The 25864-nt window shown below is 66.5% G+C and carries 20 protein-coding genes; 7 read left to right on the forward strand and 13 right to left on the reverse strand.

The genetic code is table 11. The features are described 5' to 3' along the window. Nucleotides 1-24 precede the first annotated feature (24 nt). The 8 genes from JQ639_RS05810 to JQ639_RS05845 all read right to left on the reverse strand — a co-directional run bounded on the left by JQ639_RS05810 (nucleotide 25) and on the right by JQ639_RS05845 (nucleotide 8210). A complete protein-coding gene (locus JQ639_RS05810) occupies nucleotides 25-861 on the reverse strand; it encodes a beta-keto acid cleavage family enzyme (protein ID WP_249123663.1) in 837 nt (278 codons plus the stop codon). Nucleotides 862-865: 4 nt separating this feature from the next. Then, entirely contained in the window at nucleotides 866-1582 is a 717-nt protein-coding gene (locus JQ639_RS05815; RefSeq protein ID WP_211970251.1) for an ABC transporter ATP-binding protein, read from the reverse strand. Continuing rightward, the gene (locus tag JQ639_RS05820) at nucleotides 1572-2306 is read right to left on the reverse strand and encodes an ABC transporter ATP-binding protein (RefSeq protein ID WP_211970252.1); all 735 of its coding nucleotides are present in this window, start codon (nucleotides 2304-2306) and stop codon (nucleotides 1572-1574) included. The genes JQ639_RS05815 and JQ639_RS05820 overlap by 11 nt, the downstream gene beginning before the upstream one ends. Then, a complete protein-coding gene (locus JQ639_RS05825) occupies nucleotides 2296-3219 on the reverse strand; it encodes a branched-chain amino acid ABC transporter permease (RefSeq protein ID WP_349644757.1) in 924 nt (307 codons plus the stop codon). Before JQ639_RS05825 ends, JQ639_RS05820 begins: the two co-directional genes overlap by 11 nt. After that, complete coding sequence (locus JQ639_RS05830) at nucleotides 3209-4129, reverse strand: branched-chain amino acid ABC transporter permease (protein ID WP_211970253.1); 921 nt, start codon at nucleotides 4127-4129, stop codon at nucleotides 3209-3211. The genes JQ639_RS05825 and JQ639_RS05830 overlap by 11 nt, the downstream gene beginning before the upstream one ends. Before the next feature lie 43 nt (nucleotides 4130-4172). Beyond that, on the reverse strand, nucleotides 4173-5420 hold the full coding sequence (locus JQ639_RS05835; RefSeq protein ID WP_211970254.1) for an amino acid ABC transporter substrate-binding protein: 1248 nt from the start codon (nucleotides 5418-5420) through the stop codon (nucleotides 4173-4175). 213 nt (nucleotides 5421-5633) lie between these two features. After that, nucleotides 5634-7226, reverse strand: a complete 1593-nt coding sequence (locus JQ639_RS05840; protein ID WP_211970255.1) for an FAD-dependent monooxygenase — start codon at nucleotides 7224-7226, stop codon at nucleotides 5634-5636. Nucleotides 7227-7457: 231 nt separating this feature from the next. After that, nucleotides 7458-8210 carry an IclR family transcriptional regulator gene (locus JQ639_RS05845; protein WP_211970256.1) on the reverse strand — a complete coding sequence of 251 codons (753 nt, stop codon included), beginning with the start codon at nucleotides 8208-8210 and terminating at the stop codon, nucleotides 7458-7460. A 246-nt stretch (nucleotides 8211-8456) separates the two neighbouring features. Between JQ639_RS05845 and JQ639_RS05850 the strand changes: the two genes are divergently transcribed. Then, a complete protein-coding gene (locus JQ639_RS05850; protein ID WP_211970257.1) occupies nucleotides 8457-9809 on the forward strand; it encodes an MFS transporter in 1353 nt (450 codons plus the stop codon). Between the two features lie 22 nt (nucleotides 9810-9831). Here JQ639_RS05850 and JQ639_RS05855 read toward each other — a convergent pair whose 3' ends face one another. Further along, nucleotides 9832-11544, reverse strand: coding sequence for an IlvD/Edd family dehydratase (locus JQ639_RS05855; RefSeq protein ID WP_211970258.1), 1713 nt, complete (start codon nucleotides 11542-11544; stop codon nucleotides 9832-9834). A gap of 233 nt (nucleotides 11545-11777) precedes the next feature. Between JQ639_RS05855 and JQ639_RS05860 the strand changes: the two genes are divergently transcribed. Further along, entirely contained in the window at nucleotides 11778-12704 is a 927-nt protein-coding gene (locus JQ639_RS05860) for a dihydrodipicolinate synthase family protein (protein WP_211970259.1), read from the forward strand. Between the two features lie 9 nt (nucleotides 12705-12713). On the opposite strand, the gene JQ639_RS05865 is transcribed toward JQ639_RS05860, so the two are convergent. Further along, nucleotides 12714-14936 carry an amylo-alpha-1,6-glucosidase gene (locus JQ639_RS05865; protein WP_249123664.1) on the reverse strand — a complete coding sequence of 741 codons (2223 nt, stop codon included), beginning with the start codon at nucleotides 14934-14936 and terminating at the stop codon, nucleotides 12714-12716. Nucleotides 14937-15462: 526 nt separating this feature from the next. Here JQ639_RS05865 and JQ639_RS35620 point away from each other — a divergent pair. Further along, nucleotides 15463-15873: a PRC-barrel domain-containing protein gene (locus JQ639_RS35620; protein ID WP_349644756.1), complete on the forward strand. Its 411-nt coding sequence runs from the start codon at nucleotides 15463-15465 to the stop codon at nucleotides 15871-15873. Between the two features lie 15 nt (nucleotides 15874-15888). Next, nucleotides 15889-17178 carry an MFS transporter gene (locus tag JQ639_RS05875; RefSeq protein WP_211970262.1) on the forward strand — a complete coding sequence of 430 codons (1290 nt, stop codon included), beginning with the start codon at nucleotides 15889-15891 and terminating at the stop codon, nucleotides 17176-17178. Here the strand turns inward: JQ639_RS05875 and JQ639_RS05880 are convergent. Next, on the reverse strand, nucleotides 17175-18245 hold the full coding sequence (locus JQ639_RS05880) for a glycosyltransferase family 4 protein (RefSeq protein WP_211970429.1): 1071 nt from the start codon (nucleotides 18243-18245) through the stop codon (nucleotides 17175-17177). The genes JQ639_RS05875 and JQ639_RS05880 overlap by 4 nt on opposite strands. A 242-nt stretch (nucleotides 18246-18487) precedes the next feature. On the opposite strand from JQ639_RS05880, the gene JQ639_RS05885 reads away from it, so the two are divergent. Beyond that, nucleotides 18488-20254 (forward strand): ABC transporter ATP-binding protein, encoded by a 1767-nt coding sequence (locus JQ639_RS05885; protein WP_211970263.1) that lies wholly within the window; start codon nucleotides 18488-18490, stop codon nucleotides 20252-20254. Between the two features lie 109 nt (nucleotides 20255-20363). Next, the gene (locus tag JQ639_RS05890; protein ID WP_211970264.1) at nucleotides 20364-22733 is read left to right on the forward strand and encodes a mechanosensitive ion channel domain-containing protein; all 2370 of its coding nucleotides are present in this window, start codon (nucleotides 20364-20366) and stop codon (nucleotides 22731-22733) included. Nucleotides 22734-22769: 36 nt separating this feature from the next. Here the strand turns inward: JQ639_RS05890 and JQ639_RS05895 are convergent, their stop codons facing one another. Next, a complete protein-coding gene (locus JQ639_RS05895) occupies nucleotides 22770-23852 on the reverse strand; it encodes an alanine racemase (RefSeq protein WP_211970265.1) in 1083 nt (360 codons plus the stop codon). A 36-nt stretch (nucleotides 23853-23888) separates the two neighbouring features. After that, nucleotides 23889-24878: a hydroxyacid dehydrogenase gene (locus JQ639_RS05900; RefSeq protein ID WP_211970266.1), complete on the reverse strand. Its 990-nt coding sequence runs from the start codon at nucleotides 24876-24878 to the stop codon at nucleotides 23889-23891. 220 nt (nucleotides 24879-25098) lie between these two features. Between JQ639_RS05900 and JQ639_RS05905 the strand changes: the two genes are divergently transcribed. Then, nucleotides 25099-25812, forward strand: a complete 714-nt coding sequence (locus JQ639_RS05905; RefSeq protein WP_349644755.1) for an RraA family protein — start codon at nucleotides 25099-25101, stop codon at nucleotides 25810-25812. The last annotated feature ends 52 nt before the right edge of the window (nucleotides 25813-25864 follow it).

Below are 25864 nucleotides of genomic sequence, written 5' to 3' on the forward strand. Positions count from 1 at the left end.
GAGGGCGCGGCGAATGCTGCGCCCTCACGCCGGACGACCGAGCAACCTCAGCGTCTCCTCGCGCGACGCCGGAGGACGCCGCAGGCCGGCGACCGCGGCCTGCACGTTCGTCACCCGCTCGCTATTACTGCCCGCCTGGCTGCCGTCGGCATTGAAAAAACTGTTTTCAAAACCGACACGGCAGTGGCCGCCGAGCGCGGCGGCCGCGACCAGCGATGCGGTCTCGGCACGCCCGAACGCACACACCCACCAGTCGAACCGGCCTGTGCCGCCGTGTTCGCCCAGCCGCGTGACGAACGGCGCAAGCTCCGAGGGATCGCTCTCCTGGCCCGCGACATAGCGGCCGAGCGGAAAGATCAGCGAGTGCCGCGCGCCGGGCACGATCCCCCGGCCGATCAGGTCGAGCAGCCAGTCGAGCTCGGCGACAGCATAGACGATGTGCTGGACGGCGATGCCGCTGCGGTGGGCCCAGCCGTAGAACTCGGCGGCCGCCGCCTCCGCCGCACTGTCGGGGATCAATTCCTTCGGCGCGATGCTCACGGCCTGCGGCATCACCGCGCGCACGGTCGCCATCTGCTCGTGTGGCTTGAAGATACCAACGGCTTCAGTGGTGATCTGGACAACCATGTCCGGCCCGGCCGTCCGCCGCACGGCCTCGGTCGCCGCGAGATAGCGCGCGGCATCGAGCGTATGCCGTCCCGCGTCGTCGCGCACATGCAGGTGCAGCGCCTGTGCGCCGGCGGCGCGGCAGGCCGCAGCTTCGGCCGCGATCGCCGCGATGGTGATCGGCAGGTGGGGATGGTCGGCCGGCAATTTACGGGCGCCGTTGGGCGCGACCATGGTGGCGAGCGAGTTGGTCATGTCTCTACTTGAGCCCGAAATACGCCCGGCGCAAGGCATCGTTGTCCGTCATCTCGGCAACGGTGCCGGAGAAGCGGATGCGACCGCCTTCGAGCACGAACACCCGCGTCGCGATGTCCAGGAACGAGATGTTCTGCTCGGCGATGAGCAATGCGATGCCATGCTGGCGCAGGTCGCCGAGAATGCGGATCACCTCCTTGACGAACAACGGCGACAACCCCGCCGACGGCTCGTCCATCACCAGCAGCTTCGGCTCGGCGGCAAGCGCCTTGGCGATCCCCAGCATCTTGCGTTGACCGCCCGACAGGCTGGACGCCGGTGCGCGGCGCTTGTCACGCAGCACCGGAAACAGCCCGTAGAGCTCGTCGACCCGCGCGCCGGGATCGGGATGGCCCAGCGCCTGGGCTCCGACGCGGATGTTTTCCTCGATCGAGAGATCGGGAAACACGCCGAGCTCGGACATATAGGTCATGCCGAGCCGCATGCGGTCGCTGGAGCGCATCCGCGTCACCTCGGTGGACGCGAGATCGATGCGACCGTGGCGTACCGGCACCAGCCCGACGAGAGACTTCAGGAACGTGGTCTTGCCCGCACCGTTGGCGCCGAGCAGCAGCACGGTCTCGCCGGGCCGGACGTCGAGATCGACGCCCCACAGCACCTGCATGGTGCCGTAGCCGGCATCGATGCCGTGCGCCTGCATCAGCGGCGTCTCAGGCAGCATGCTGGCCTCCCAGAAACACCTCGATCACCTGCGGCACCTGGACCGCGACCGCCAGCTTGCCCTCGAAGATCTCACGGCCGGCGTTCATGACTATGACACGGTCGGTGACATGCTCGATAAACCCCATCAGGTGTTCGACCACGATGATCGCCACACCGTTCCTGGCCAGCGCCTTGATCTTGTCCGAGATCCAGTCGAGTTCGGTGGGATTGAGGCCCGCCGCCAATTCGTCGAGCAGCAGCAGCTTCGGCCGCGTCGCCAGCGCCCGGACGAGATCCAGCATCTTCTGCTGCACACTGTTGAGTTCGCTCGCCGGTCGGGCGGTAAAGGCCGCCAGATGATAGTCCTCGAGCAGGTCGTTGATGTTGTGTGCCGCCCCACCCGACCGCTGGCCATAGGCGAGCGCGACCTCGACATTCTGGCGCACCGTCAGCGACAGGAATGGCTTGGGAACCTGAAAGGTGCGGTTGATGCCACGGCGCACGAGGCGGTGCGAAGCGATCCCGCCGATCGAGGCGCCGTCGAACATCGCCTCCCCGCCGTCTGGCCGATAGAGACCGGAGATGACATTGATGGCCGTGGTCTTGCCGGAGCCGTTCGGGCCGACAAGGCCGAGAATCTCGCCGGCGGCGACATGAAAGCTCAGGCCGTCGAGCGCATGGAAGCCGCCGAAGCGCTTGATCAGACCGGAGACATCGAGAATGCGCGCACCGTCAGGGGACATGCCAGCCTCGGCGGGTTGCGAGCGAGGCGAGCCCCGCGGGCAGGAACAGCACCAGCCCCATGATCAGAAGGCCGTAGATCAGCTGGAAATACTGCGGCGTCGTGAAACCGATGACATTGTAGACGCCATAGAGAATGATCACGCCGACGATCGGCCCGACGATGGTGGCGACGCCGCCAAACAGCGCGAACACAATGGCGAAGATGCTGAACTCGGAGCTGAACACATTGTCGGGATAGAACACCGACACGTACCAGGCGAACGCTCCGCCGGCGAAACCCGCGACCACGGCGGCGAGCAGCCAGGCGATCACCCGCATCCGCACCACCGGAACGCCAGCCATCGCCGCACTGACCGGATCCTCGCGCACCGCCTGCAACGCGAGGCCGAAACTGGAGTTCTTCAGAAACACCACGACGCCAAGGGTCGCTGCCAGCAGAACCAGAGCAATGACATAGGCCATGGATGGATTGAAGGTCCCGGTCAGCGACACGCCATAGGGGCCGCGGGTGATCGTCTCCAGCGCCGGGTTGGCGACGAAATGCAGCACCGCGAGCGCCGCGGCGAGGTTGGCAATCGAGAAGTAGGCCCCGGACAGCCGCAGCAGCGGCGTCAACAGCAGCGCCAGCAGCAGCGCCACGACACCCGCAGCCAGCACCGCGATCACGGCAGGCGCCTGCAGGTGCATCACCATGATGGCAAAGCCGTAGGCCCCGGCGCCGAAGAAGCCGACATAGCCGAACGGCAGATAGCCGGTGAAGCCATAGATGATGTTCACCCCCTGGGCGAGAACCAGGAAGATGACAAAATTAAACAGCAGCAGATGGTTGTCGTAGACCGACGGAAGCACGGCGAACACCGCGATCAGCGGCGCGACGATCAAGAGCAGGTGGCGAACGGCGTTAGGCAACACGCACCCGCCTTCCGAGCAGACCGCTCGGCCGCAGCAGAAGGATCGCGATCAGCAGCACATAGGGCAGCAGGTCCGCCCACGAACTGAGGTAGGTCTGCACGAACATGTAGGATACGCCATAGATGATGCCGCCGAGCGCGGTGCCCAGCGGGTTGCCGAGCGAGCCCAGCACCACGACGACGAACGAGGTGACGGTGGCGTCGACGCCGAACGCCGGGGTGAACGAGCCGAACATGAACGGCGCGAACACGCCGGCGATGGCGGCGAGCCCGAGGCCGATGCCGAAGGCCGCCGCCGAGACGCGATCGACGTCGATGCCCGACGCCAGCGCCTCGTCGCGGCGCGACATCACGGCCCGCGTCAGGGTGCCGAGCCGGCTGCGGTAGAGATAGAGGTAGACCAGCAGGATGCAGACGAGGCTGGTCACGGCCGCAGCCATCCAGGATGCGGGAAACGACTGGCCGAACAGCTCGAGCGGACCGGTGTCGACGTCGCCGCCGAGCACCCGGGCGCGCAGCGCCGCGACGCTGCGGCCAAGCTCGCGGCTCTGAATCGAGCGCTCGCTGGTACCGAAGCCGATGGTCATCACCGCTTCGATCACCTGAGACAGCCCGAAGAACAGGATGATCGACAGCATCTCCGGATCCTTGGCGCGCTGCAGCCGCGGCACTAGCACATGGTACAGCAGCAGGCCGCCGATCAGGAAGGTGACGAAGGCGAGCGGCACCGCGTACAGAGGATCGAAACCACCGAGCGTTACCACGCCGAAGGCGATGAACGCGCCCAGCATCAGGAAGTCGCCATGCGCAAGGTTGACGATGCGCATGACGCCGAACACGAGATTGAGGCCGATCCCGACCAGGCTGAAGTACAGCCCGAACAGGACGCCCGCGATCAGTGGATACAGCATCGCCGACGTCCCCCGCAGATCGAAGCCGCTCGCCTGACTGCGATCATGGGCGCGGATAGACCGGCTTGCCGGTCGCCACGTCATGCGGATAGACGGTGACGAACTTGAGGTGGCCGTGGTCGCCGAGTTCGAGCTGGCCGAGCGGCGTCAATTCGCCGATCTGGCCACCGGTCTCGTCGAGCGCGAAGGTGCCATCGAGCGTCTTGAGCTTGCCCGACAGGCTGAACACCGCGCGGCGGATCTCGAGCTGGTCGAGGCTCGTCGCCTCCGACATCGCCTTCTCGATCACGAGGCCGGTGGTGTAGCCGGCGACCGAATTGAAGCCGAACTCGACCTTGCCGTCGGAATACTTCTTGTCCCAGGCCGCGCGGAATTCGGGGAGTTTCATGCCGAAATTGGTTTCGTAGGCGAGCTCCGACGACGGCACGTAGGTGAAGACGTGTTCGAGGCCCTTGTTGCCAACGTTCTTCTCCAGCAGTTCGGTCTCGAGGCCGGGATAGATGCAGAACAGCATCTTGAACTTGACGCCGACGTCCTGAACGTTGCGCAGGAAGGCGATGTCGTTCGGCGCGTAGCCGAGATGGATCACCGCGTCGGGTTGCGCCGCCTTGATGTTGTTGATGATCACCGTGTAGTTGGTGGTCTCGGTCGGAACGCCCTGATCGTAGACGATCTCGATCTGAGAGCCGGCGCTCTTGAGGAAGTTGCGCACCGCGGTGGCCTGGGTACCCGTGAACTCGTTGGTGGCGTAGAGAATCGCGACCTTCTTGATGCCAAGCGCGGGGCCATCGTTGATCAGGAAATCCGCGATGGGCTTGGGCCACACGGTGGAGACCGGATCGGCCATCAGCGCGATATAGGGATTTTCCTTGGAGAAGAAGCTGGCGCCGGTACCGGTCTGGTTGAACAGGAACATCTTGCGGTCGCGGGCAATCGCTACCGCCGGCGCCGTCAGCACCGAGCCGGAATCGGCGACCAGCAGGTCGACCTTGTCCTGGGTGATGAGCTGGTTATAGAGCGTCGAGGCTGTCGCGGTGTTGCTCTGGTCGTCATAGGCCACGAGCTTGATCGGCAGTTTCTTGTCGAAAGCCTTCACATACATGCCGCCTTCCGCGTTCTTCTGCTCGACCCACAACTTGAGGCCGCTGTGCACCGGCATGGAAATGGACGCGTAACGACCGGCCGACGCATACAGGGTTCCGATCTTGATCTCGCTCGGGGCATCCGCGGCGATGGCGGTGCCTGCCATCGCCCATGCGGCGACGACGGCTGCGCTGGCCCGTTTCAACATGACGTTTCCTCTGATTTCATTGATTGATTGTTTTCATTGATGGATTGTCGACGTGCGTTGCCGGCAGTCTAGCCCGCGCGCTCGGCCGGAGACAAGCCGCTGCATGCTGTCAGGAGGTCGGGCTGGCGCCTTCGCTCGACCTGTGTTCACCGGAATGGTCGCGAGTCGGTTCTCGTGTCACGGAATTCACCGGATGGCGCATGGCCGTGCAGGTTATGGCGCAGCACCAATCGCCCGCCGGAGAATATCGGCGGGACATCCGACGGCTTCCCCCGACGCCCAGGCGACGAACTGGTCCGGCCGCACGAGAATGAGTGCGGCCTCGTAACGCTCGCGCCCGTCCGCCCTGCTGTCGGTGACGATCGTCAGCGGCACGCCCAGCGCTGTTGCGGCACGGCGGAATTCCTGCACGAATGCCGGTGGCGCACCGAGGTCGATCAGGGTGAAGCCCTCGCCCAGTTCGTCGAACACGTTGCGCCCCGACGACAACGGCTGCGGCGTCAGATGATGACCAGCGCGCGCTGCAAAAGCATGCCGGCCGATCGCACTCGGCGCGCCGGCACCGCCCTGCACGATCGACGCCCCCTCGTAGTTCGGCTCGAAGGAGTGGACCTCGTCGCGTGCCCCGGACGTCCGCTCGGCCCACGCGGCCGCGAACGCGGCATGGTCGCGCTGTGGATCGAACTGCTGCAGGAAATCGCGATCGGTATGGATCGCCTTCTCGATGAAGTCACGCGCCGTCGAGGCGAACACCGGCCGGCGTTCCTCATCGTAGCTGTCGAGCAGGCTCGATCCGGCATAGCCGCGCAATGTCGCCGCGAGCTTCCAGCCGAGATTGGCGGCATCCTCCAGACCTGTATTGATGCCATAGCCGCCATAGGGCGGATGGCTGTGGGCCGCATCGCCGGCGACGAAGACACGGCCGTGACGGTAGCTGTCGGCGATGGCGATCCGCAGATCCCAGAAGCCGATGTGATCGAACGCGACATCGAACTCGGCGCCCGCGGCTGTGTGGAGAAGACGCCGGAAATCGAAGTTGTCCTTCGTCGTGTCCAGCGGCACGGGGGCATGAAAGAAAAACGTCGTGCCGAGATCGACCCGGCCGAAAAAGCGCCAGTAGCCTTTCAACTCCGGATGCAGCACGCAGTAGAACGACTTGCCGGGATAACGCGACAGCAGCTCGTGCAGGCCGGTCGAGCGGAACACCAGCAGCACCATCAAACGGTCGTGATCGAAGCGGGTCTGGGTGATCCCGGCCTGGTCGCGGACGGTCGAGCGGCTGCCGTCGCAGCCGACCACATAGGCGGCGCGCAGCGTGCGCCGCCCCTCGCCGTTGCGTTCCGCGATCCCGACGTTGACGCCGCCGTCATCCTGCCGGACGGTCTCGACATTCCAGCCGTACAGCGTCTCGACCGTCGGGATTTCGGCGACACGCCGGCGCAACACCGCCTCTGTCGCATACTGCGGCAGGCGCTCGTTGTCGGTGAAATAGAACGGCCGGACCAGTTCGCGCTGCATCCAGTCGTGATGGTACTCGCCGAGCAGAGTGCCATACGCGGTCATGCCGCCTATGCCATAATCTCTCGGAATCGTCCGCGCCGCCCGCAGTTCCTTCTCCGCGCCCCAGAAGTGAAAATGCTCCATGGTGCGCTGGGTCAGGTTCTGTCCCTTGGGGATCGGCTGCGGCTCGGTGTAGCGCTCGACCAGGAGACAGCGCACGCCGCGCTGGCCGAGCTCGATCGCAAGCCCCGTGCCGACCGGCCCACCGCCGACAATGACAACCTCAGCGTCCCCTGCGTTCGACATCGGTAACTGTCCCGGAATTCGACGCCGGCGAGCGCTCGCCGGCCACCCGACCGCACTGCGGCCGGGTGGCCATTAACACACGCTCCCTGAAGATCGATCAAGTAAAATCTCATAATGCGAGATTTTGATATATCGCGATCCTGGGTTGGCTTGACAGCGCGCACCCTCATCCCGCGGCGCGAATCCCGAGGGCCCGCCCCTCGCCGGCCGCGGCGCTCCACGCGGCAGAGGTCAGACCGGAAAGCTTTCCTGCCCGATCTGCAGCGCCACATCGTGGAGATGCGGCCCGATGCGATCGATGTCGGCACCGCTGACGAGATGCCCGGCGATGGTCATGCACAGGCTGGCGACCGGATGGCCGGCAGCATCGAAGATCGGCGCGGCGATGCCGACCGCACCGGGCGTGACCTCGCCGAACGCAACGGCGAAGCCTGCCTTGCGCACCTTGCGCAGGCTGGCATGGATCTCTTCTGCGCTCGTCCCCAGTCCCACCGCGCGGAAGTCGGCGAGATTGCGCTCGATCAGCGCCATCAACCGCGCGCGCGGCAGGAACGCGATGATCGATCGCGCGATTGCGCCGCGGCCGAGCGGCATTGGGCGCCCGCGCGGATAACTGCTCGCCGGATGGGCCGCGGACGCATCCGAGGCGACGCAGAGGATCTTGTTGCCGTACCAGCGCACGAGCAGCGCCGTGCACGGCCGCTCGGCGATCAAGGTTTTCAGATGCGGCGCACCATGAACCACGAGCGGGTCGGACTTGCGCACCAGATAGTCCATCTCGACCACCCGCGGGCCGAGCGTGAACGCGGCATTGCCCGTCGACATCAGCAGGCCGGCGTCGCGCAACGTCTTGAGATAGCGGTAGAGCGTCGGCCGGCTGTAGCCGAGCTCCTGCATCAGTTCCTCAGGCGTCCACTCCAGCCGCTGCTCGGAAAACACCTCGAGCACGGCCAGCACCCGCTCCAGACTGTTGCTCGCCTTCATGCCCTTCGACGCCCCGACGCTCTCATCGCCGCATCAACCCGACGCACGGCCCGCGCCGCCGGCCGCTGGCCTGTCCTCTGCCATGGCGTCGGGAGATTGGCAAAAGCGCTTGAAATTCGCCCCGGACCCACGGCAATATCTCATCATAATCTCGCAATAAGAGATTTTACAATATTTCGGACTGCGACAGCCATCGCCGGACCGAAACCCGCCTCGGACGGCGGGGCCAACTGGGAGGGTGCACACATGACGGCAGCTCTGGCCGACACCATCGACGCTGCTTCGGCGGCGCAGACCATCGATGTCGCTGAGGTCATCGACCGCGAGCCGGTGTCGCGCTTTCAGATCGAACTGCTGTTGCTGTGTGCCGCGGTGCTGTTCATCGACGGCTTCGACACCCAGGCGATCGGCTATGTTGCCCCCGACATTGCCCGCGACTGGCACCTCGCCCGAGGAGCGCTCGGCCCGGTGTTCAGCAGCGGACTGTTCGGCCTGATGATCGGAGCGCTGGTGCTGGGCCCCATCGCCGACCGCATCGGTCGCAAACGCATCATCGTGTTCAGCACCATCGCGTTCGGGCTCGGCACGCTGCTGACCGTGCTTGCCAACGATCTCGACGCACTGATGGCGCTGCGCTTCATCACCGGGCTCGGCCTCGGCGGCGCGATGCCCAATGCCATCGCCCTCACCTCGGAGTACAGCCCGCATCGCCGCCGCGGCACCATGGTGATGTTCATGTTCGTCGGCTTCTCGATCGGCGCGGCGGTCGGTGGCCTGCTGGCGGCGGCGCTGATCCCGGCGTTCGGCTGGCGCTCGGTCTTTATCGTCGGCGGCGCGGCCCCTCTGCTCTACGCTCCCTTCCTGGCGCGCCAGCTGCCGGAATCGATCCGCTTCCTCGCGCTGACGGGGCGCGACCACAGCCGTGTCGCGACGTTGCTGCAGCGGATTGCGCCAACGCTCGCCTTCGCGCCGGGCGCGCGCTTCGGGGTGCATGAACCCAGGCTCGCCGGCCTGCCTGTCGCCCATCTGTTCAGCGAACGGCGCACTCCTGCGACGCTGCTGTTCTGGGTGGTGTTCTTCATGAGCCTGCTCGACCTCTACCTGCTGTCGAACTGGCTGCCGACCGTTCTCAACGACCTCGGCGCCTCGATCGCCGTCGCGGCCGCGGTCGGCGCCATGCTGCAGGTCGGCGGCGTCGTCGGGGTGTTCGCGCTGGGGCGCCTCGTCGACCGCTTCTCCTTCCGTGCGCTGGCCCTGACCTATCTCGCGGCTTCCGTCGCCGTCGTCGCCATCGGCTATTCCGGACACTCGATCGCGCTCGTGACCGTGGCGATCTTCTGTGCCGGCTTCTGCATCGTCGGCGGACAGACCGCGGCGAATGCGCTGGTCGCGACCTATTATCCCACGGCCATGCGCTCGACCGGTGTCGGCTGGGCGCTCGGTGTCGGACGCATCGGTTCGATCGTCGGGCCGCTCGTCGGAGGCATCATGCTTGCCCGCCATGTCGGCGCCGACACGCTGTTCGCCGCGGCCGCCGTGCCCGCTCTGCTCGCCTGCGTGGCAGCTCTGGCGCTGAACCGCATCGCCCGCGCGTCTTGAACGCGGACGGGCGCATGCGAGATCAGTTCTCGGCGACGCCCGTTCGGGTCATGAAGTCGAAGTCGCAGCCGTCATCCGCCTGCAGGATGGAGGCGTCGAACAGCTTGGCATAACCGCGCACCGGACCGCTTCTGGCCGGCGCCGCGGCCAGCGCCGTCTGGCGGCGCGCGAGCTCGGCGTCGTCGACCAGCAACTCGATGCGGCGCGCCGGCACGTCGAGCCGAATGCGGTCGCCGGTCTGCACCAATGCCAGCGGACCGCCAACGGCCGCCTCCGGGGTGATGTGCAGCACGATGGTGCCGAACGCCGTGCCGCTCATGCGGGCATCGGAGATGCGCACCATGTCCTTGACGCCGCGGCTGCCGAGCTTCCTGGGGATCGGCAGGTAGCCAGCCTCCGGCATGCCCGGCGCGCCCTTGGGGCCGGCATTGCGCAACACCAGCACATCGTCGGCCTCGACCTCCAGTTCGGGATCGTCGATCCGCAGCGTCATGTCCTCGACCGAATCGAACACCACCGCACGCCCGGTATGCTGCAGCAGCTTTTCGCTCGCCGCCGCATGCTTGATCACGGCGCCACGCGGCGCGAGGTTGCCACGCAGCACCGCCATCGCGCCTTCCGGCTTGATCGGGCGGCTGCGCGGCCGGATCGCATCCTGCCCCGGCACCTCCTCGGCCTGCGCGACGACGTCGCGCAGCGTGCCGCCGGCGACGGTTCGCGCGTCGAGATCGATGAGGTCGCCGAGTTGCGCCAGCAGCTTGGGCACGCCGCCGGCATGGTGGAAATGCTCCATGTAGTGCTCGCCGGACGGCTTGAGGTCGACCAGCACCGGCACCTCGCGGCCGAGCGTGTCGAAAGCATCGAGATCGACGCGCTGTGGCGTGCGGTTGGCAATCGCGGTGAGATGGATCAGGCCGTTGGTCGAGCCGCCAATCGCCTGCAGCACCACCTGGGCATTGCGGAACGCCGCCGGCGTCAGCAGTTCGCTCGGCCGCGGCGCGCCGCTCACCGCCATCTCGGCGGCACGGCGGCCGCTCGCCTCGGCGCAACGCACCCGTTCCGCATGGGGCGCGGGAATGGTCGCGCTCATCGGCAGCGACAGGCCCAGCGTTTCGGTGATGCACGCCATGGTGCTGGCGGTGCCCATCACCATGCAGGTGCCGACCGACGGCGCTAGGCGGCCGTTGACCGCGGCGATCTCGTCGGCATCGATCTCCCCGGCACGATGGGCGCTCCACAGCCGCCGGCAATCGGTGCAGGCGCCGAGCACCTCGCCCTTGTGATGGCCGACCACCATCGGGCCGACCGGCAGCACCACGGTCGGCAGGTCGGCACTCACCGCCGCCATGATCTGGGCCGGCAGCGTCTTGTCGCAACCGCCGATCACCACCACCGCGTCCATCGGCTGGGCACGGATCATCTCCTCGGTGTCCATCGCCATCAGGTTACGCAGGTACATCGATGTCGGATGGGCAAAGCTTTCATGGATCGAAATGGTCGGGAAGACCATCGGCATGGCGCCGGCCAGCATCACGCCGCGCTTCACCGCCTCGATCAGTACCGGCACGTTGCCGTGACAGGGATTGTAGTCGCTGTAGGTGTTGGTGATCCCGACGATCGGGCGCTCGAGAGCATCGTCCGAATAGCCCATGGCCTTGATGAAGGCCTTGCGAAGAAACAGCGAGAAGCCGGCGTCACCGTAGCTCGTGAGGCCCTTGCGCAATCCCTTGGTCATGTGGCGTGCCGTCCCTGTGTCGCTGTCTGCTTCCTTCGATACCATAACGACACCCCGTCCGGCCGCCAACGTCATCACGACCTTGCGATGCCCACCATGCGGGTCGAACATGCCGGCCCGGGCGCCGGCTGCTGCGACGCGATGGATGATGCAATGCCTGCCGCGATGGCCTAAAAGCGCATCAGGGAGCCGCACCGGCCTGCCGGCGCTCCAGTCTCACCGGGAATCCGACCATGAAGCTCGACGAGTCCGCCCACGGCGTCTATTCCATCGCGGTAACCCCGTTCCATCCGGACGGGCGTCTCGACCTCGCCTCGGTCGACCGCATGACCGATTTCTATGTCGGCTGCGGCGCCACCGGGCTGACCATCCTCGGCATTCTCGGCGAGGCGCCCAAGCTCAGCGAGGAGGAATCACTGGCCGTCACCAGGGCGGTGGTCAGCCGCGCCGGTGTGCCGGTGATCGTCGGCGTGTCCGCACCCGGCTTTGCGGCAATGCGCTCGCTCGCCCATGGCGCGATGGAGCGCGGCGCCGCCGGCGTGATGATCGCCCCGCCGTCGCACCTGCGCACCGACGACCAGATCGTCACTTATTACGCCCAGGCGATCGAGGCGATCGGCAGCGACATCCCGTTCGTGATCCAGGACTATCCGCTGACGCTGACGGTGGTCATGACGCCGAAGGTGCTCCGCCAGATCGTGCAGAACCATCCGTCCTGCGTCATGCTCAAGCACGAGGACTGGCCGGGCCTGGAAAAGATCACGGCGATGCGCGGATTCGAGAAGGACGGATCGATGAAGCACATCTCGATCCTGACGGGCAATGGCGGCCTGTTCCTCGACTTCGAGATGGAGCGTGGCGTCGACGGTGCCATGACCGGCTATGCCTTCCCGGAGATGCTGGTCGACGTGGTGCGGCTGTCGAAGGCCGGCGAGCGCGACAAGGCCCACGACATCTTCGATGCCCATCTGCCGCTGGTTCGCTACGAGCAGCAGCAGGGCGTCGGCCTCGCCGTGCGTAAATACGTGCTGCAGAAGCGCGGCGCGATCGCCTCGGACGCCCAGCGCAAGCCCGGCAGCAGCCTCACCGCAACGGCGCGTGCGGAGGTCGACTACCTGCTGTCGCGCCTGTCACGTCACGATTCCCGCGCTCGCTTCTAGGCCGGGATCTCACGCCGCAGGCGGTTCCGTTGCCTGCGGCCGCCGATGGCTGACCGACACCTCGATGCCGTCGTCGTTGCGCAGGATCTGCAACGATACGTTCTCGCCATAGCGTGACAGCGCCATGTCGATCCTGGCATTGCCGAGTTCGAGGTTGCGCAGCACCACCATGTCGAGAAATGGCGGCAGCATCGGATCGACCAGCCGGATGCGGTTCTGCTCCGGCTCGAACTCGATCCCGAGGCAGGCCTGCAGCATTGCGATCGGCGTGCCGCTGGCCCAGGCTTGCGGCGAACAGGCCACGGGATAGAGCGTCGGCGCCTGCCCCCGGATGCGGCGGAAGCCGCAGAACAGCTCCGGTAGCCGGCGCAGTTCCATGTAGGACGCCGCGCCGCTCACCGCCTCGAACAGCTCGGCAGCGGCGGCCTTGAAGCCGTAGCGGGCGAAGCCGGCCGCGATCAGCGCATTGTCGTGCGGCCAGATCGAGCCGTTGTGATACGACATCGGGTTGTAGCGGCTCTCGCCATACGCCACAGTCCGAATCCCCCACCCGGAAAAGAAGCGCGGCTCCATCAATCCGGCGACCACACGCTGCGCGCGTTCGGCGGACGCCAGCCCGCCGAACAGCACATGGCCGGCATTCGAAGTGCGCACCCGGCACGGCTCGCCGCTGCCGTCGAGGGCGATCGCGTAGGTGCCGATATCCTCGCACCAGAACGCCTGATCGAAACGCATGGCGAGAATGGCCGCATCGATTTCGAGCCGGGCCGCGAGGTCGAGATGGCCGAGCCGCCGTGCGACCCGGGCGATCGAGCGCTTCGCCGCGAACACGTAGGCCTGGACCTCAGCGAGAGCGATAGAGCCTTCGGCGAGCCGGCCATCGGCGTGGAACACGGAATCGAACGAATCCTTCCAGCCTTGATTGGCGAGGCCGTCCGTGGTGTTGCGCGAGTGGCGCAGGAACCCTCGCGGGTCCTGCGCTGAATGAACGCGCATCCACTCCAGCGCCGCCTCGATGTTCGGCCACAGCATCCGGATGGTATCGTCGTCGCCGGTGCGCGCGGCGTATTCGCCGGCGAGCAACACGAACAGCGGCGTGGCGTCGACGCTGCCATAGTACAGCCCGAACGGCACCTCGCGCAGCTTTGCCATCTCGCCGCCGCGCATCTCATGCAGGATCTTGCCGGGTTCGGCATCGTTCAGCGGATCGGCCTCGATCGCCTGGAACGCCGCAAGACGCGACAGCACGCCCTTCGCCAGCGCGGGCATGCACCACAGCATCTCGAGCGCTGTGATGATGCCGTCGCGCCCGAATGTCGTCGAATACCAGGGGATGCCGGCATAAGGGTAGGCGCCCTCCCGGGTTTCGGTGGTCAGCATGCGCAGGTCGACGAGGGAACGTGACACGACCTGGTTGAACACGTCGCTTGACGTGCCAATCCCGATGGCCGCGCGCCGCGACCGCCGCAGTGTGCGCGACGCCTGCGCCATGCCCCGGAAGAAGTCCGGCGACTGGCGCTGCTCGCCGTCGTTGCAACCTACGGTCAGGAAGATCGATTGCCGCTCATGAGGCGCCAGCGTCAAACGATAGGATGCCGCATCCCCGGTCAGTCGATCGGGCGCCGGCGCGAAATGCAGCGAGGTCGCACGCGTCACATCGTCGAGACCGGTATAGGCGAGTTGGACGTCCTGCGCCTCGACGACCGCCGGCCGCAAGGTGCCGCGATGGGCGCGCCGCATCCCGCGCGCCTCGAAGATGTCGGCGAAGTCGCAGCCAAAGGCCAGCGCCAGCGTCAGGTCGACCCGCCGGTCGCCGTGATTGGTGATGCCAAACCGGGTGTAGAACATGTCATTCCAGATGAACGACGTCCGGACGATGTGCAGCGTGTCCTTCGGCAGGACCAGGCGGTCGCGCACGTAGATATCCGGGTTGGTGAGATCAACGGCGAGGCGCGTGTTGTCATCGCGGATGTTCGAACCGAGCAGCAACGGCTGCACGCCGTTGATCGTCAGTTCCAGCCGCGACAGATAACGTGTGTCGTGATTGAAGATGCCATCGGGCTCGCCCGGAGACGCGCCGACGTCACCATGATCATCGACCAGCGCGAACGTGTCATTATGCTTCAGCGTGCGGCGCGGACGCGCGGTCGGCCCCTTCGCCGCGATGTAGAACGGCGTTTCGTCCGGGGTGGACACCACTTCGACAAGGGATGCAGGCGATGAAATCGACAACGGACCGCCGGATGTTGTGAGCGATAGAGGTCGCAGGAAACGCCGGACGCGCGATTTTGTTCCGGCGCATCGCGATACATGCACTGCAATCTCCAATGGGCGGGTTCCAGCTGGAACTGCCACATCCCCGCCGTGATGAGAGCATGAGGTCGGCCTCCAATGAGGCTGCGGGACGCGGCGCGCGGATGCGATCGCACGCCCGGCCTCATGTGCGATCATTGTCGGTCGCGCCGTCACGGAGCAGAAGGGAGATCGATGCATGTCGAGAGGCGCAACCGGAGAGCCTGTGCATCGATGGCGCCAGGTCCGTATCGCCGGGCGGACGGTCCTGCTTTGCACTGCGCTTGGCATCGGCAGTACAAACGCCCAGGCACCTGCTCAATCCGATGCCCCCGCCCAGCCGGCGTCGCCGTCTTCCGCCTTGCCGCCCCCACCGCCAGCTTCTCCACCCGCGACGCCGTCAGCCTCCGCAATAGCGACGCCGCAAGCCGCGGCCGACTCCGGCCCCGATGCCGGCATTCCCGCCGTGGTGATCGATGGCCAGAAGGTCGAGAGCATTCTTGGCAAGCGGGTCCGCAGCAGCAGCGGTGAGGACATGGGCCGCATCGTCGATGTCATCGTCGACAAGACCGGCCTGATCCGTGCCGCGATCATTGATTTCGGCGGCTTTCTCGGCGTCGGCACCCGCCAGATTGCCGTCGACTGGCGCGCCCTGCGCTTTCCATCCGACCAGAAATCGGAGGCCCTCACCGTCGACCTGACCCGCGATCAGCTCCGCGTCGCACCAGCCTACAAGGCCGGTGAGCAGATCGTCGTGCTTGGCCGCCCTCGCACAGAACCAGCAGTTACCGCAGCACCGACACCATCGCGCGACGCGGCGCAGATCCCCTACCCTCAGCCGCCGCAAACCTCTCCGCCGCAACAACAGCCGCAGTGATGTGCGGGCCGGAGGATGGATGGTGACAGCCACGGGGGCAAGATCAGGCAACGGCATCCAGCCGCGGCGACGCGGCCGGGTGGCGCCTCGCCCCGCAGCCGGCGCGGTCTCGACTGGTTCGTGTTCTTCGTCGCCGACGTGCAGACCGGCTTCGGCCCGTTCGTCGCGGTCTACCTCACCACCCATCGCTGGACCCAGGTCGACATCGGGCTGATCCTCACGGTCGGTGGCCTGATCTCGCTGTTCGGCCAGGTGCCGGGTGGTGCGCTGCTCGATGCGTTGCGCTCGCCCCGTCTCGCGGCTGCGATTGCCGTCGTGCTGATCGGCGCCAGCGCCTTGATGCTGGCGCTCTGGCCGGTGTTTCCGGTGGTGCTGGCCTCGCGCGTGCTGCAGGCCGCGGCGAGCTGCGTGCTGGGTCCGGCCATTGCCTCGCTCAGCCTTGGCCTGGTCGAGCGGCGCGAGATCGGCGAACGGCTCGGGCGCAATGCCGCGTTCGCTTCCGTCGGCACCGGGCTGGCCGCCGCCGGCATGGGCGCCTGCGGCTACTACCTGTCCAACCAGGCCGTATTCTATGTCACTGCGGCGTTCGTGCTGCCGGCGCTGGCGGCGCTGTGGCATATACGCGCCGCGGAAATCGACTCCGTCCGTGCCCATGGCGGGCGGCAGGCGCATCCAATGAATTTGCTGAGCGGCTTCGGCAGCCTGCTTCGCAACCGCGCGCTGCTGGTGTTCGCGCTTGGCGTCATGCTGTTTCACCTCGCCAACGCGGCGATCCTGCCGCTGGTCGCGAGCATACTCACGATCCGCTCCAGCCAATCGGCCACCGCGCTGATCGCCGTCACGATGGTCGTTCCCCAGTTTCTGGTCGCCGTGCTGTCGCCCGCCGTCGGACGCAAGGCGCAAACCTGGGGCCGCCGCCCGTTGCTGATCGCCGGCTTTGCCGCACTGACCTGCCGCGCACTGCTGTTCTCGCTGGTCAGCAGTCCGCCGTTCCTGGTCGCCATCCAGTTGCTAGACGGCCTGTCAGCTGCGGTTCTTGGCGTGCTCGTGCCCCTGACCATCGCCGATCTGACCAGGGATTCCGGGCGATTCAACCTCACACAAGGCACGATCGGCTGTGCCATGGGCATCGGCGCCTCGATCAGCACGACGCTGGCCGGCTATCTGACCGATCGCTTCAACAGCCACACTACGTTCCTGTGTCTTGCGATCATCGCCGCGACAGGATTGCTGCTGTTGCTGTGGCGGATGCCTGAAACCCGGCCGCCCGACGATGGCGACCGGGACGATCGGCCGCCGGCCTAGCCGGCCACCCGGCGCGGCTTGAACGGTTCGATGCTCGCCGAACGCAGGCGGCCGACGTTTCCGTAGATATCCAGATAGTCCTTCGCCATGCGCGACGCCGTGAAGCGCTCCTCGAAACGTTGCCGGATCACGGTTCGTGACAGGCTTGTGATGTTACGCAGCGCGGCGACCGCGCTGGTCTCATCCTCGACAATGAAACCGGTGACCCCGTCCTCGACGACTTCGGGAACCGAGCCGCGATTATAGGCAATCACCGGAGTTCCACAGGCCATCGCCTCGATCATGACAAGGCCGAACGGCTCGGGCCAGTCGATCGGCACGATCAACGCCAGCGCACCGCTGAGGAACTCGGACTTCTGGTCATCGGAAATCTCGCCGATGAATTCGACATGAGGCTGGGCCAACAGACCGCGGATCTCGTCGTTGAAGTAATCGGCATCGACGCGATCGACCTTGGCCGCCACTTTCAGCGGCAGTCCGCAACGCTCCGCAATGCGCACCGCCCGGTCGACACGCTTTTCCGGTGAGATGCGCCCGAGAAAGCCGAGATACGCCGGCGTTTTCGGCTGCGGGGTCAGCAGGTCGTGCGGCAATCCATGGTGAACGGTGCCGACCCAGCGCGCATGGTGGACAGGCCGGCGTTGCGCATTCGAGATCGAGATGACGGGAATTGACGAAAATGTTTCAAACATTGGCTGGTGCTCGGGCAAATCGAGGCGGCCGTGCAGCGTGGTCACAAATGGCGTCGGCTGCCGCGACATGACCGAGAACGGATAATAGTCCAGATGAAAATGCAGGATGTCGAATTCGTGGGCACGCCGGCAGACATGCTCGATCATCATCATGTGGAGTGCGTTCGGATCGCGCACCGAGCCGTCGAGGCGCAGCGCCCGCGGCCACATCGGCTCCAGCCGCGCCCGCGTCGTCGAATCTCCGCTCGCAAACAGCGAAACGTCGTGGCCGAGTGACACAAGTTCATCGGTGAGCCAGGAAATCACCCGTTCGGTTCCGCCATAAAGCTTGGGAGGAACCGCCTCGGTCAACGGAGAAATTTGCGCGATACGCATGTCGGAGGTCTCCACAGAAGATGAACCGGAAGGAAGAAGCGAGGATGACCGCCCAGCCCGCCCTGCACGCGCCTCTCGCAGAGGTCGCCATCAGAACGCCGGTCGACCTCGATAATCAGCATTGCTGACAGTTGTTCCGCTCATGGCTCGCCTCGCGCAAACGCAGCCCTGCTGTCGCAAATGAGCCGCGTTTGTCGGGACAACTGGCATCCCCATCGATGTTCCCGCACCCAGGTGGCCATATGAATGACCCTTGTCGCTGGGCGAAACGACCGGTGGCGTTTCTGCTGCACTACGTGCTTCGGCGAAAGTTGTCCCATGCCTTGATCCTGGGCGCGGTCGTCCTCGCCGTCGCCTGTTCCGTGAGCACGCAGTATGGCGTGAAAGTGCTCGTCGACACGCTGTCGTCGACAGTTCGCCCCGATCGCAGCCCGTGGGCGCCCTTCGTGTTGCTGGTGTCACTGATCGCGGCCGACAATCTCTGCTGGCGGGTGGCAAGCTGGGTCGCGAGCTACACATTCGTGCAGGTGACCGGCGACTTGCGGCGTGACCTGTTCCGCCATCTCACGGCCCACGCCCACAGCTTCTTCGCCGACCGCCTGCCCGGCGTGCTGACGAGCCGCATCACCGCGACCTCGAACGCCGCGTTCGCGATTGAAAACATGTTCATGTGGAATGTGCTGCCACCCTGTCTCGCGACCATCGGCGCCATCGCGTTCCTCGCCACGGTCAACGGCCCGATGGCCGCCACGCTGGTGGTGATCGCCGGCGTCGTGGTCGTCGTCATGTTCCGATTCGCGGCTGCCGGACGGCCATTGCACCATGCGTTCGCCGACAAGGCCGCGGACGTCGACGGCGAAATGGTGGACGTGGTCGGCAACATGGCGCTTGTCCGCGCGTTCGGCGGCCTCGTACGCGAGCACGTCCGCTTCGACCAGACGGTCGCGCGTGAGCTCAGCGCGCGGCGGCGCAGCTTGCTTTATCTCGAAAAGCTGCGTCTCGGCCATGCGCTCGCGACCGTGCTGCTGACGCTTGGCCTGCTCGCCTGGGCGATCCATCTTTGGCAACAGGGCACGGCAAGCGCCGGCGACGTCGTGCTGGTGTGTACGCTCGGCATCTCCGTCCTCAGCGCGACACGCGACCTCGCGGTCGCCCTTGTCGACGTCACCCAACACATGGCTCGCCTGTCAGAGGCCCTGACGACCCTGCTCGTGCCCCATCAGTTGCAGGATCACCCGCAAGCCGTCGCGCTGGTGCCGCAGGGAGCACGGATCAACTTCGAGAACATTGCCTTTCGCTATCCAGACGGCCGGGAGGTGTTCAACGACCTCGCGCTCGAGATCCAGGCCGGCCAGCGCGTCGGTCTCGTCGGTCGCTCGGGCGGCGGCAAATCCACGCTGCTGGCGCTGCTTCAGCGCTTTCACGACCTCGACGACGGCCGAATCCTGATCGACGGTCAGGATATCGCACGCATCACCCAGAGCAGTCTGCGTCAGGCGATTGCCACCGTTCCGCAGGACACCGCGCTGTTCAACCGCACGCTGCGCGAGAACATCCGCTACGGCCGGCCGGACGCCACCGACGAGGAGGTCTGGCAGGCGGCCGTCGATTCACGCTGCCACCTGTTCATCGAGGCGCTGCCGCGCGGTCTCGATACTATCGTCGGCGACCGCGGCCTGAAGCTGTCTGGCGGGCAGCGCCAGCGCATTTCGATCGCTCGCGCCTTTCTCAAGAACGCCCCGATCCTGCTGCTGGACGAAGCGACGTCAGCGCTCGATTCCGAATCCGAGGAAGCCATTCGCGTCGCGCTTGAACGCCTGATGCGCGGACGCACGGTGATTGCCGTCGCCCACCGCCTGTCGACGCTGCGCAGCTTCGACCGCATCATCGTCCTCAATTCCGGCCGCGCCGTGGAAGATGGTTCGCCCGATTCGCTGATCGCCCGCGACGGGCACTACCGCCGCCTGATCGAACAGGAAGCCCGCCGCCTCGCCATCCGCGCCGCGTGACGCGGATTCAAAAGCCCACGCGCAAATGCCAAGAGATCGTCGCAGGAGCGGCGCATTTCCGCCATCCGAAGAAGGCGAAACAGGCACTTCATATTCAGAGAGAGTTCGCATGCCGCGCGCAATCCATCTTGTGCTCGCTGTCCTGTTGCTGGCAGTCCCCCTCGCCGCTTCCGCTCAGCCCGCCACAAAGCCACCGACGGCGACCGTGCCGCCGGTGACCGCAGACCAGGCCCGACGCGCGCTCGAAACCCTGCAGGACGACGCCAAGCGTGCCCAGCTCATCGACACGCTGCGCGCTGTCGCAAATGCGTCACCGACGCAGGCCACGCCTGCCACACCGGCACCCCCGCCGGCAGAGACGCCTGCGGCGACGCCGCAGCTGTCCGCGGACGGCCTCGGCGCCCAGTTGCTCTTGTCGGTCTCCGAGCAGCTCGGCGACCTGTCGCGCGATGTCGCCGACGCCGCCCGCTCGATCACCCGCTTTCCGCTGCTGTGGTACTGGCTCGAGCGCACCGCGACGGACCCCGCGTCCTATCAGTTGCTGATGGACATCGGCTGGAAGCTCGCGCTGGTGCTGGGATGCGCCCTGGTGGCCGAGTGGCTGATCGGCCGCGCCGTGCGGCGACCGCTGCAATGGCTGGAGAGCCGTGTGCCGGTGGCTCACACCGTGGCCAGCCCCATCATGGCTGGCGACGCGCCCGCCGGCGGCCCCGTCGAAGCCGCGCTGATTCCCCCGCCTCGCCGCCGGCGTGTCGTGCTGACACGCGCCTGGCAATCGATGATCCGCCTGCCCTTCATCCTCGGCAAGCTGGTGCTCAGCCTGCTACCGCTGGTCGCCTTCGCCGCTGCGGCCTCGGCCCTGCTCGGCAGCGTCGTCGATCAGATTGCCACCACCCGCCTTGCGATCCTCGCCATCGTCAACGCCTATGTGCTGAGCCGCGGCCTCATTGCGATCAGCCGCACGGTGGTCTCCGCTGGACCGCTCAGCCTGATGACCGTTCGCGACGAGACCGCCGCCTATATCGACATCTGGGTCTGGCGCATCACCACCGTGGGCGCGTTCGGCGCAGCCCTCGCCAACGTCGCGCTGCTGCTCGGCCTCTATCGCGCCGGCTATTTCGCACTGATGCGGCTGGTCATGCTCGCCGTCCATCTGTTCGTCGTCGTCATCATCCTGCAATGTCGCCGCCAGATCGCCCAGGCGATCCGTCCGGAACGCAACGCCACCGGATTCCTTGCGGCATTGCGCGAACGCGCCGCCGGGCTGTGGCACCTTCTGGCGATCGCGCTGGTGCTGGCGCTGTGGACGATCTGGGCGCTCAACGTTCGCAACGGCTATGCGCTGCTGCTGCAGTATTTCGTCGGTACCGTTGCCGTGGTGCTGGTAACGCGGATCGTCTCGATCCTCGTGCTCGGCGCGATCGACCGCGTCTTCCGCATCCATCCCGATATGATGCAGCGCTACCCGGGTCTCGAGGCCCGCGCCAACCTCTATCTGCCGGTGCTGCGCCGGATCGTCGCCGGCGTCATCGCCGCGATCGGGTTCGTCGCGCTGCTCGAGGTCTGGGGCGTCGACGCCATCGTCTGGTTCTATGGCGGCCAGATCGGCAGCCGGCTGATCTCGGCGGTGATCACCATCGGCATCGCCGTCGCCGCAGCCGTGGCCGTATGGGAAGCGGTCAATGCGGTGCTCGATCGCCAGCTCGCGCGCCTGACGCGCGAGGGCCATTTCGTGCGCGCCGCGCGGCTGCGCACCTTCATGCCGATGCTGCGCACTGCACTGCTGTGCGTCATTGTCACCATCGTGGCACTGACCGCGCTCAGCGAGGTCGGCGTCAACGTCGCGCCGCTGCTGGCCGGCGCCGGCATCATCGGCATTGCCATCGGCTTCGGCTCGCAGAAGCTGGTGCAGGACGTCATCACCGGCCTGTTCCTGCTGCTCGAGAACGTCGTCCAGGTCGGCGACACCGTCACTGTCTCGGGCCTCACCGGCGTGGTCGAGAACCTGTCGATCCGCACCATCCGCCTGCGCGCCGGCGACGGCGCGGTGCATATCGTGCCGTTCAGCGCCGTGACGAGTGTCACCAACAACAGCCGCGGTGTCGGCAACGCGGCGGTCAACGTCAGCGTCGCCTATGGCGAGGACACCGATCGCGCCGGCGAGATCCTCAAGGAGATCGCCGCCGAGATGCGCCGCGAGCCGAAATACCAGAACCTGATCCGAAGCGATCTCGATCTGTGGGGCGTTGACAAGGTCGACGGCGCCATGGCGACGCTGGTCGGTCAGATCCCCTGCACCGATGGTGGCCGCTGGCCGGTGCAGCGCGAATTCAATCGCCGGATGAAGCGCCGCTTCCAGGAAGCCGGGATTACCATCGCCCAGCCGAACCAGACCATCGTGGTGCAGGTCGGCAACCGCGCGGACGCCGACAACGACCGCGAGGCGCGGCAACCGGCGCGCCGCCAGGCCCATGCCTGAGCGACAGGTTCGAGCCGGAACAGGAGGCCACTGCGCTCAGCGCAGCCGGCCGCGCGCCGCCACCGGCAGCGTTCCAACGATGTCGTCGCCGCGGACCATCACCACCTCGTCGACCATATTGACGACGACGCAGACATGGTTCGGCACGATGCGCACGACGTCACCGACCTGCGGACGGGTATTGCCGCGGGAGAGATCGAGGAAACCGTGCTCCTCGGCGAAGCGTGCAATCCTGGCCTCGGGATGCTCAAGGATCAGGCCATAGCCGTCGAGACCGCCGGTGTCGGCGGTCAGCGTCTTCGAGCCGGCATCGAGGATGCCGCGCTCGGGCGCCGCACGGCTGACGACCGCGGAATAGACCGTCAGCGCGCAGTCTTCCCAGCCGGCGACGCCGGCCGCGACCTGCATGCGGTCGTTGTAGATGTAGGTGCCCGGACGATGCTCGGTGGCGCCGCGCAACTGACCGAGATTCTTCAGATTGGGCGAACCGCCCGTGGAGACGATCGACGGTTCGAGGCCGAGCGCACGTACGCCGGCGAGCGCCTCGTCCAGGAAGCGCTGCGCTTCGGGCCAGCCGCTCTCGGTCGGATACAGCATGAAGCCGGCGAACGTGACGTGGTCCGTCATCGCCGTCATCTGCCGGGCCAGGGCGATCGCCTCGCCCGGGGTCTCGACGCCGGCGCGCTTGCGGCCGGTATCGCACTCGATCACCACAGGCACCGGCCGACCGGCAGCCGTGGCGGCCGTTGGCAGATCCGCCAGTACCACCGGGTTGTCGGTGGTGACGGTAACGGCGGCGCGCCGCATCAGCGCGCCGAGACGCTGCATCTTCTGCTCGCCGAGCAGGTTGTAGCTGATCAGGATGTCGTCGAGACCGCCATCCACCATCACCTCGGCTTCGCCGAGCTTCTGGCAGGTGATGCCCTTTGCTCCGGCAGCGCGCTGCAGACCGGCCAAATACGGACTCTTGTGGGTCTTGATGTGCGGACGGTTGGCGACCCCTGCGGCATCGCAGGCCGCCTGGATGCGGGCGATGTTGCGCTCGACACGGTCCATATCGATGACGACGGCCGGGGTGCCGTACTCCCGGGCGATCTTCGTGGCGAGCACGGTGGTCATGCGGATCCTCTTCAACGCGGCGACGCAGCGCGCACCTTATCCGAGGACCTCACGGTTGACCACGTTGTCCGCGATCGGCGCCCCGTCGAGGGCGCTGACGATGTTGCGGGCAGTCTGCAGCCCCATGCGATCGAGCGCCTCGCTCGTCACACCGGCGACGTGCGGCGCGGTGATGACGTTGTCGAGACGGAACAGCGGATTGTCGGCCGGGGCCGGCTCCTTCTCGAACACGTCGAGACCTGCGCCGGCCAGTGCGCCGCTGGTCAGCGCGGCATGGAGCGCTGCCTCGTCGACAATGCCGCCGCGCGCGGTGTTGATGAGATAGGCCGTCGGCTTCATCCGCTTCAACCGCGCCGCGTCGATCATGCGCAGCGTCTGCGGCGTCTTCGGGCAGTGCAGCGTCACAAAGTCAGCGACGGGCAACGCAGCGTCGAGGTCAGGCGCCGGCGTGTAACCGGCGGCCTCTATGTCCGCGTCCGGCTTGAAGGGATCGTGCACCAGCACGGTCATGTCCATCGCCAGGCAGCGCTTCGCGGTACGGCTGCCGATACGGCCGAAGCCGACCACCAGCACGGTCTTGCCGTAGAGGTCGTATGGGATCGCGCCCAGACGCCTGCTCCATCCCCCCGACTTGACCAGCGCATCGAGTTCGGCTGCGCGCTTGGCCAGCGCCAGCATCATGAACAGCGCGGCCTCGGCCACCGACGGCGAATTGGCGATGCCCGTCGTCATCACCGGTACCCGATGCCCGGTCATGACCGGCACATCGACCGCATCGAAGCCGACTCCCATCCGTGCCACAACCTCGATGCCGCCAGCGGACTCCAGCTCTGCCCTGCCGAAAGCCGTCGCGCCGAGCGCGACGCCATGCACCGGCGCGTGCTCGCGCAGCAGGGCATTGAAGTCGGCCGCCGAGATCGCGTTGGAGAAGCGCACCGCGTCGATATCGCCCCGCGCCTCGAATACCGCCCAGCCATCCTGCGGCATGGTCTCGACGATCAGCAGCTTCTTCCTGTTCGTGGTCATATCCATCCTTTGAGATGATCGTCCGGCGATCGAAGGTGCGCCATTGTCGCGCCTCATGCGGGCCGTCTCGCAGCATCCCCAAACGAACGGCGATGGGCAATATGCAATCGCGTCATACGGTGTTGCATCGAAGCGGTGCGGCCTTGCGGCGGCGATCGTCGCAAGGCAGTCTTGGCGGCACGCCCGAGGAAGCGACCCACATCTTAAGCCGGAGAGCCCTGTGACCGAGACCGCCCCTCTTCCCCCGTCGGTGCTGACCGCACTCGCGCGCTACGATACCCCGACCATCTGCAATGCGATGGAGTTGGTGGCGCCTGAGCGCCGGCTCATCGGCTACACGGTCAAGCCGCTGGTTTGTCCCTTCCCCGACCTGCCGCCGGTTGTCGGCTATGCCCGCACCGCAACCATCCGTGCGACCACGGCCTCGGCCCTGCCGGCGGCGGCCCAGCGCGAGCAGCGGCTGGCGTATTATGAGTATGTCGGCGCCGGCCACGGCCCGCGCATCAGCGTGATCCAGGATCTCGACGGCGCCAACATCGGCTTCGGCGCGTTCTGGGGCGAGGTCAACAGCGCCCTGCACAAGGCGCTCGGCTGCCTCGGCGTCGTCACCGACGGTTCGATCCGCGACATTCCGCAATGGGCGCCGGGCTTCCAGGCGCTCGCCGGCTCGATCGGTCCGTCCCACGCCCATGTCCATCTCGCCGGCTTCGGCGATGCCGTCAACGTGGCCGGCATGACCGTGCGCTCCGGCGACCTCGTCCATGCCGACCGGCACGGCGCCGTGGTGATCCCCGCCGACGTCGCTGCCCGCCTGCCCGAGGCCGCCGACCTCTGCGCCCGGCGTGAGGAGCCAATCCTGGAAATCGCCCGCAGCGACGCCTTCAGCCTCGACAAGCTCCGGGCCGCGCTCGCCCGCGCTGCGGAAATCCATTGACGAAACAGATGGTTGCACTGCTATAGGAAGAACCCTCGGCGTCGGTTAGCAT

The sequence above is a fragment of the Bradyrhizobium sp. U87765 SZCCT0048 genome (genome assembly GCF_018131225.1).
Classification (GTDB): Bacteria; Pseudomonadota; Alphaproteobacteria; order Rhizobiales; family Xanthobacteraceae; genus Bradyrhizobium_A.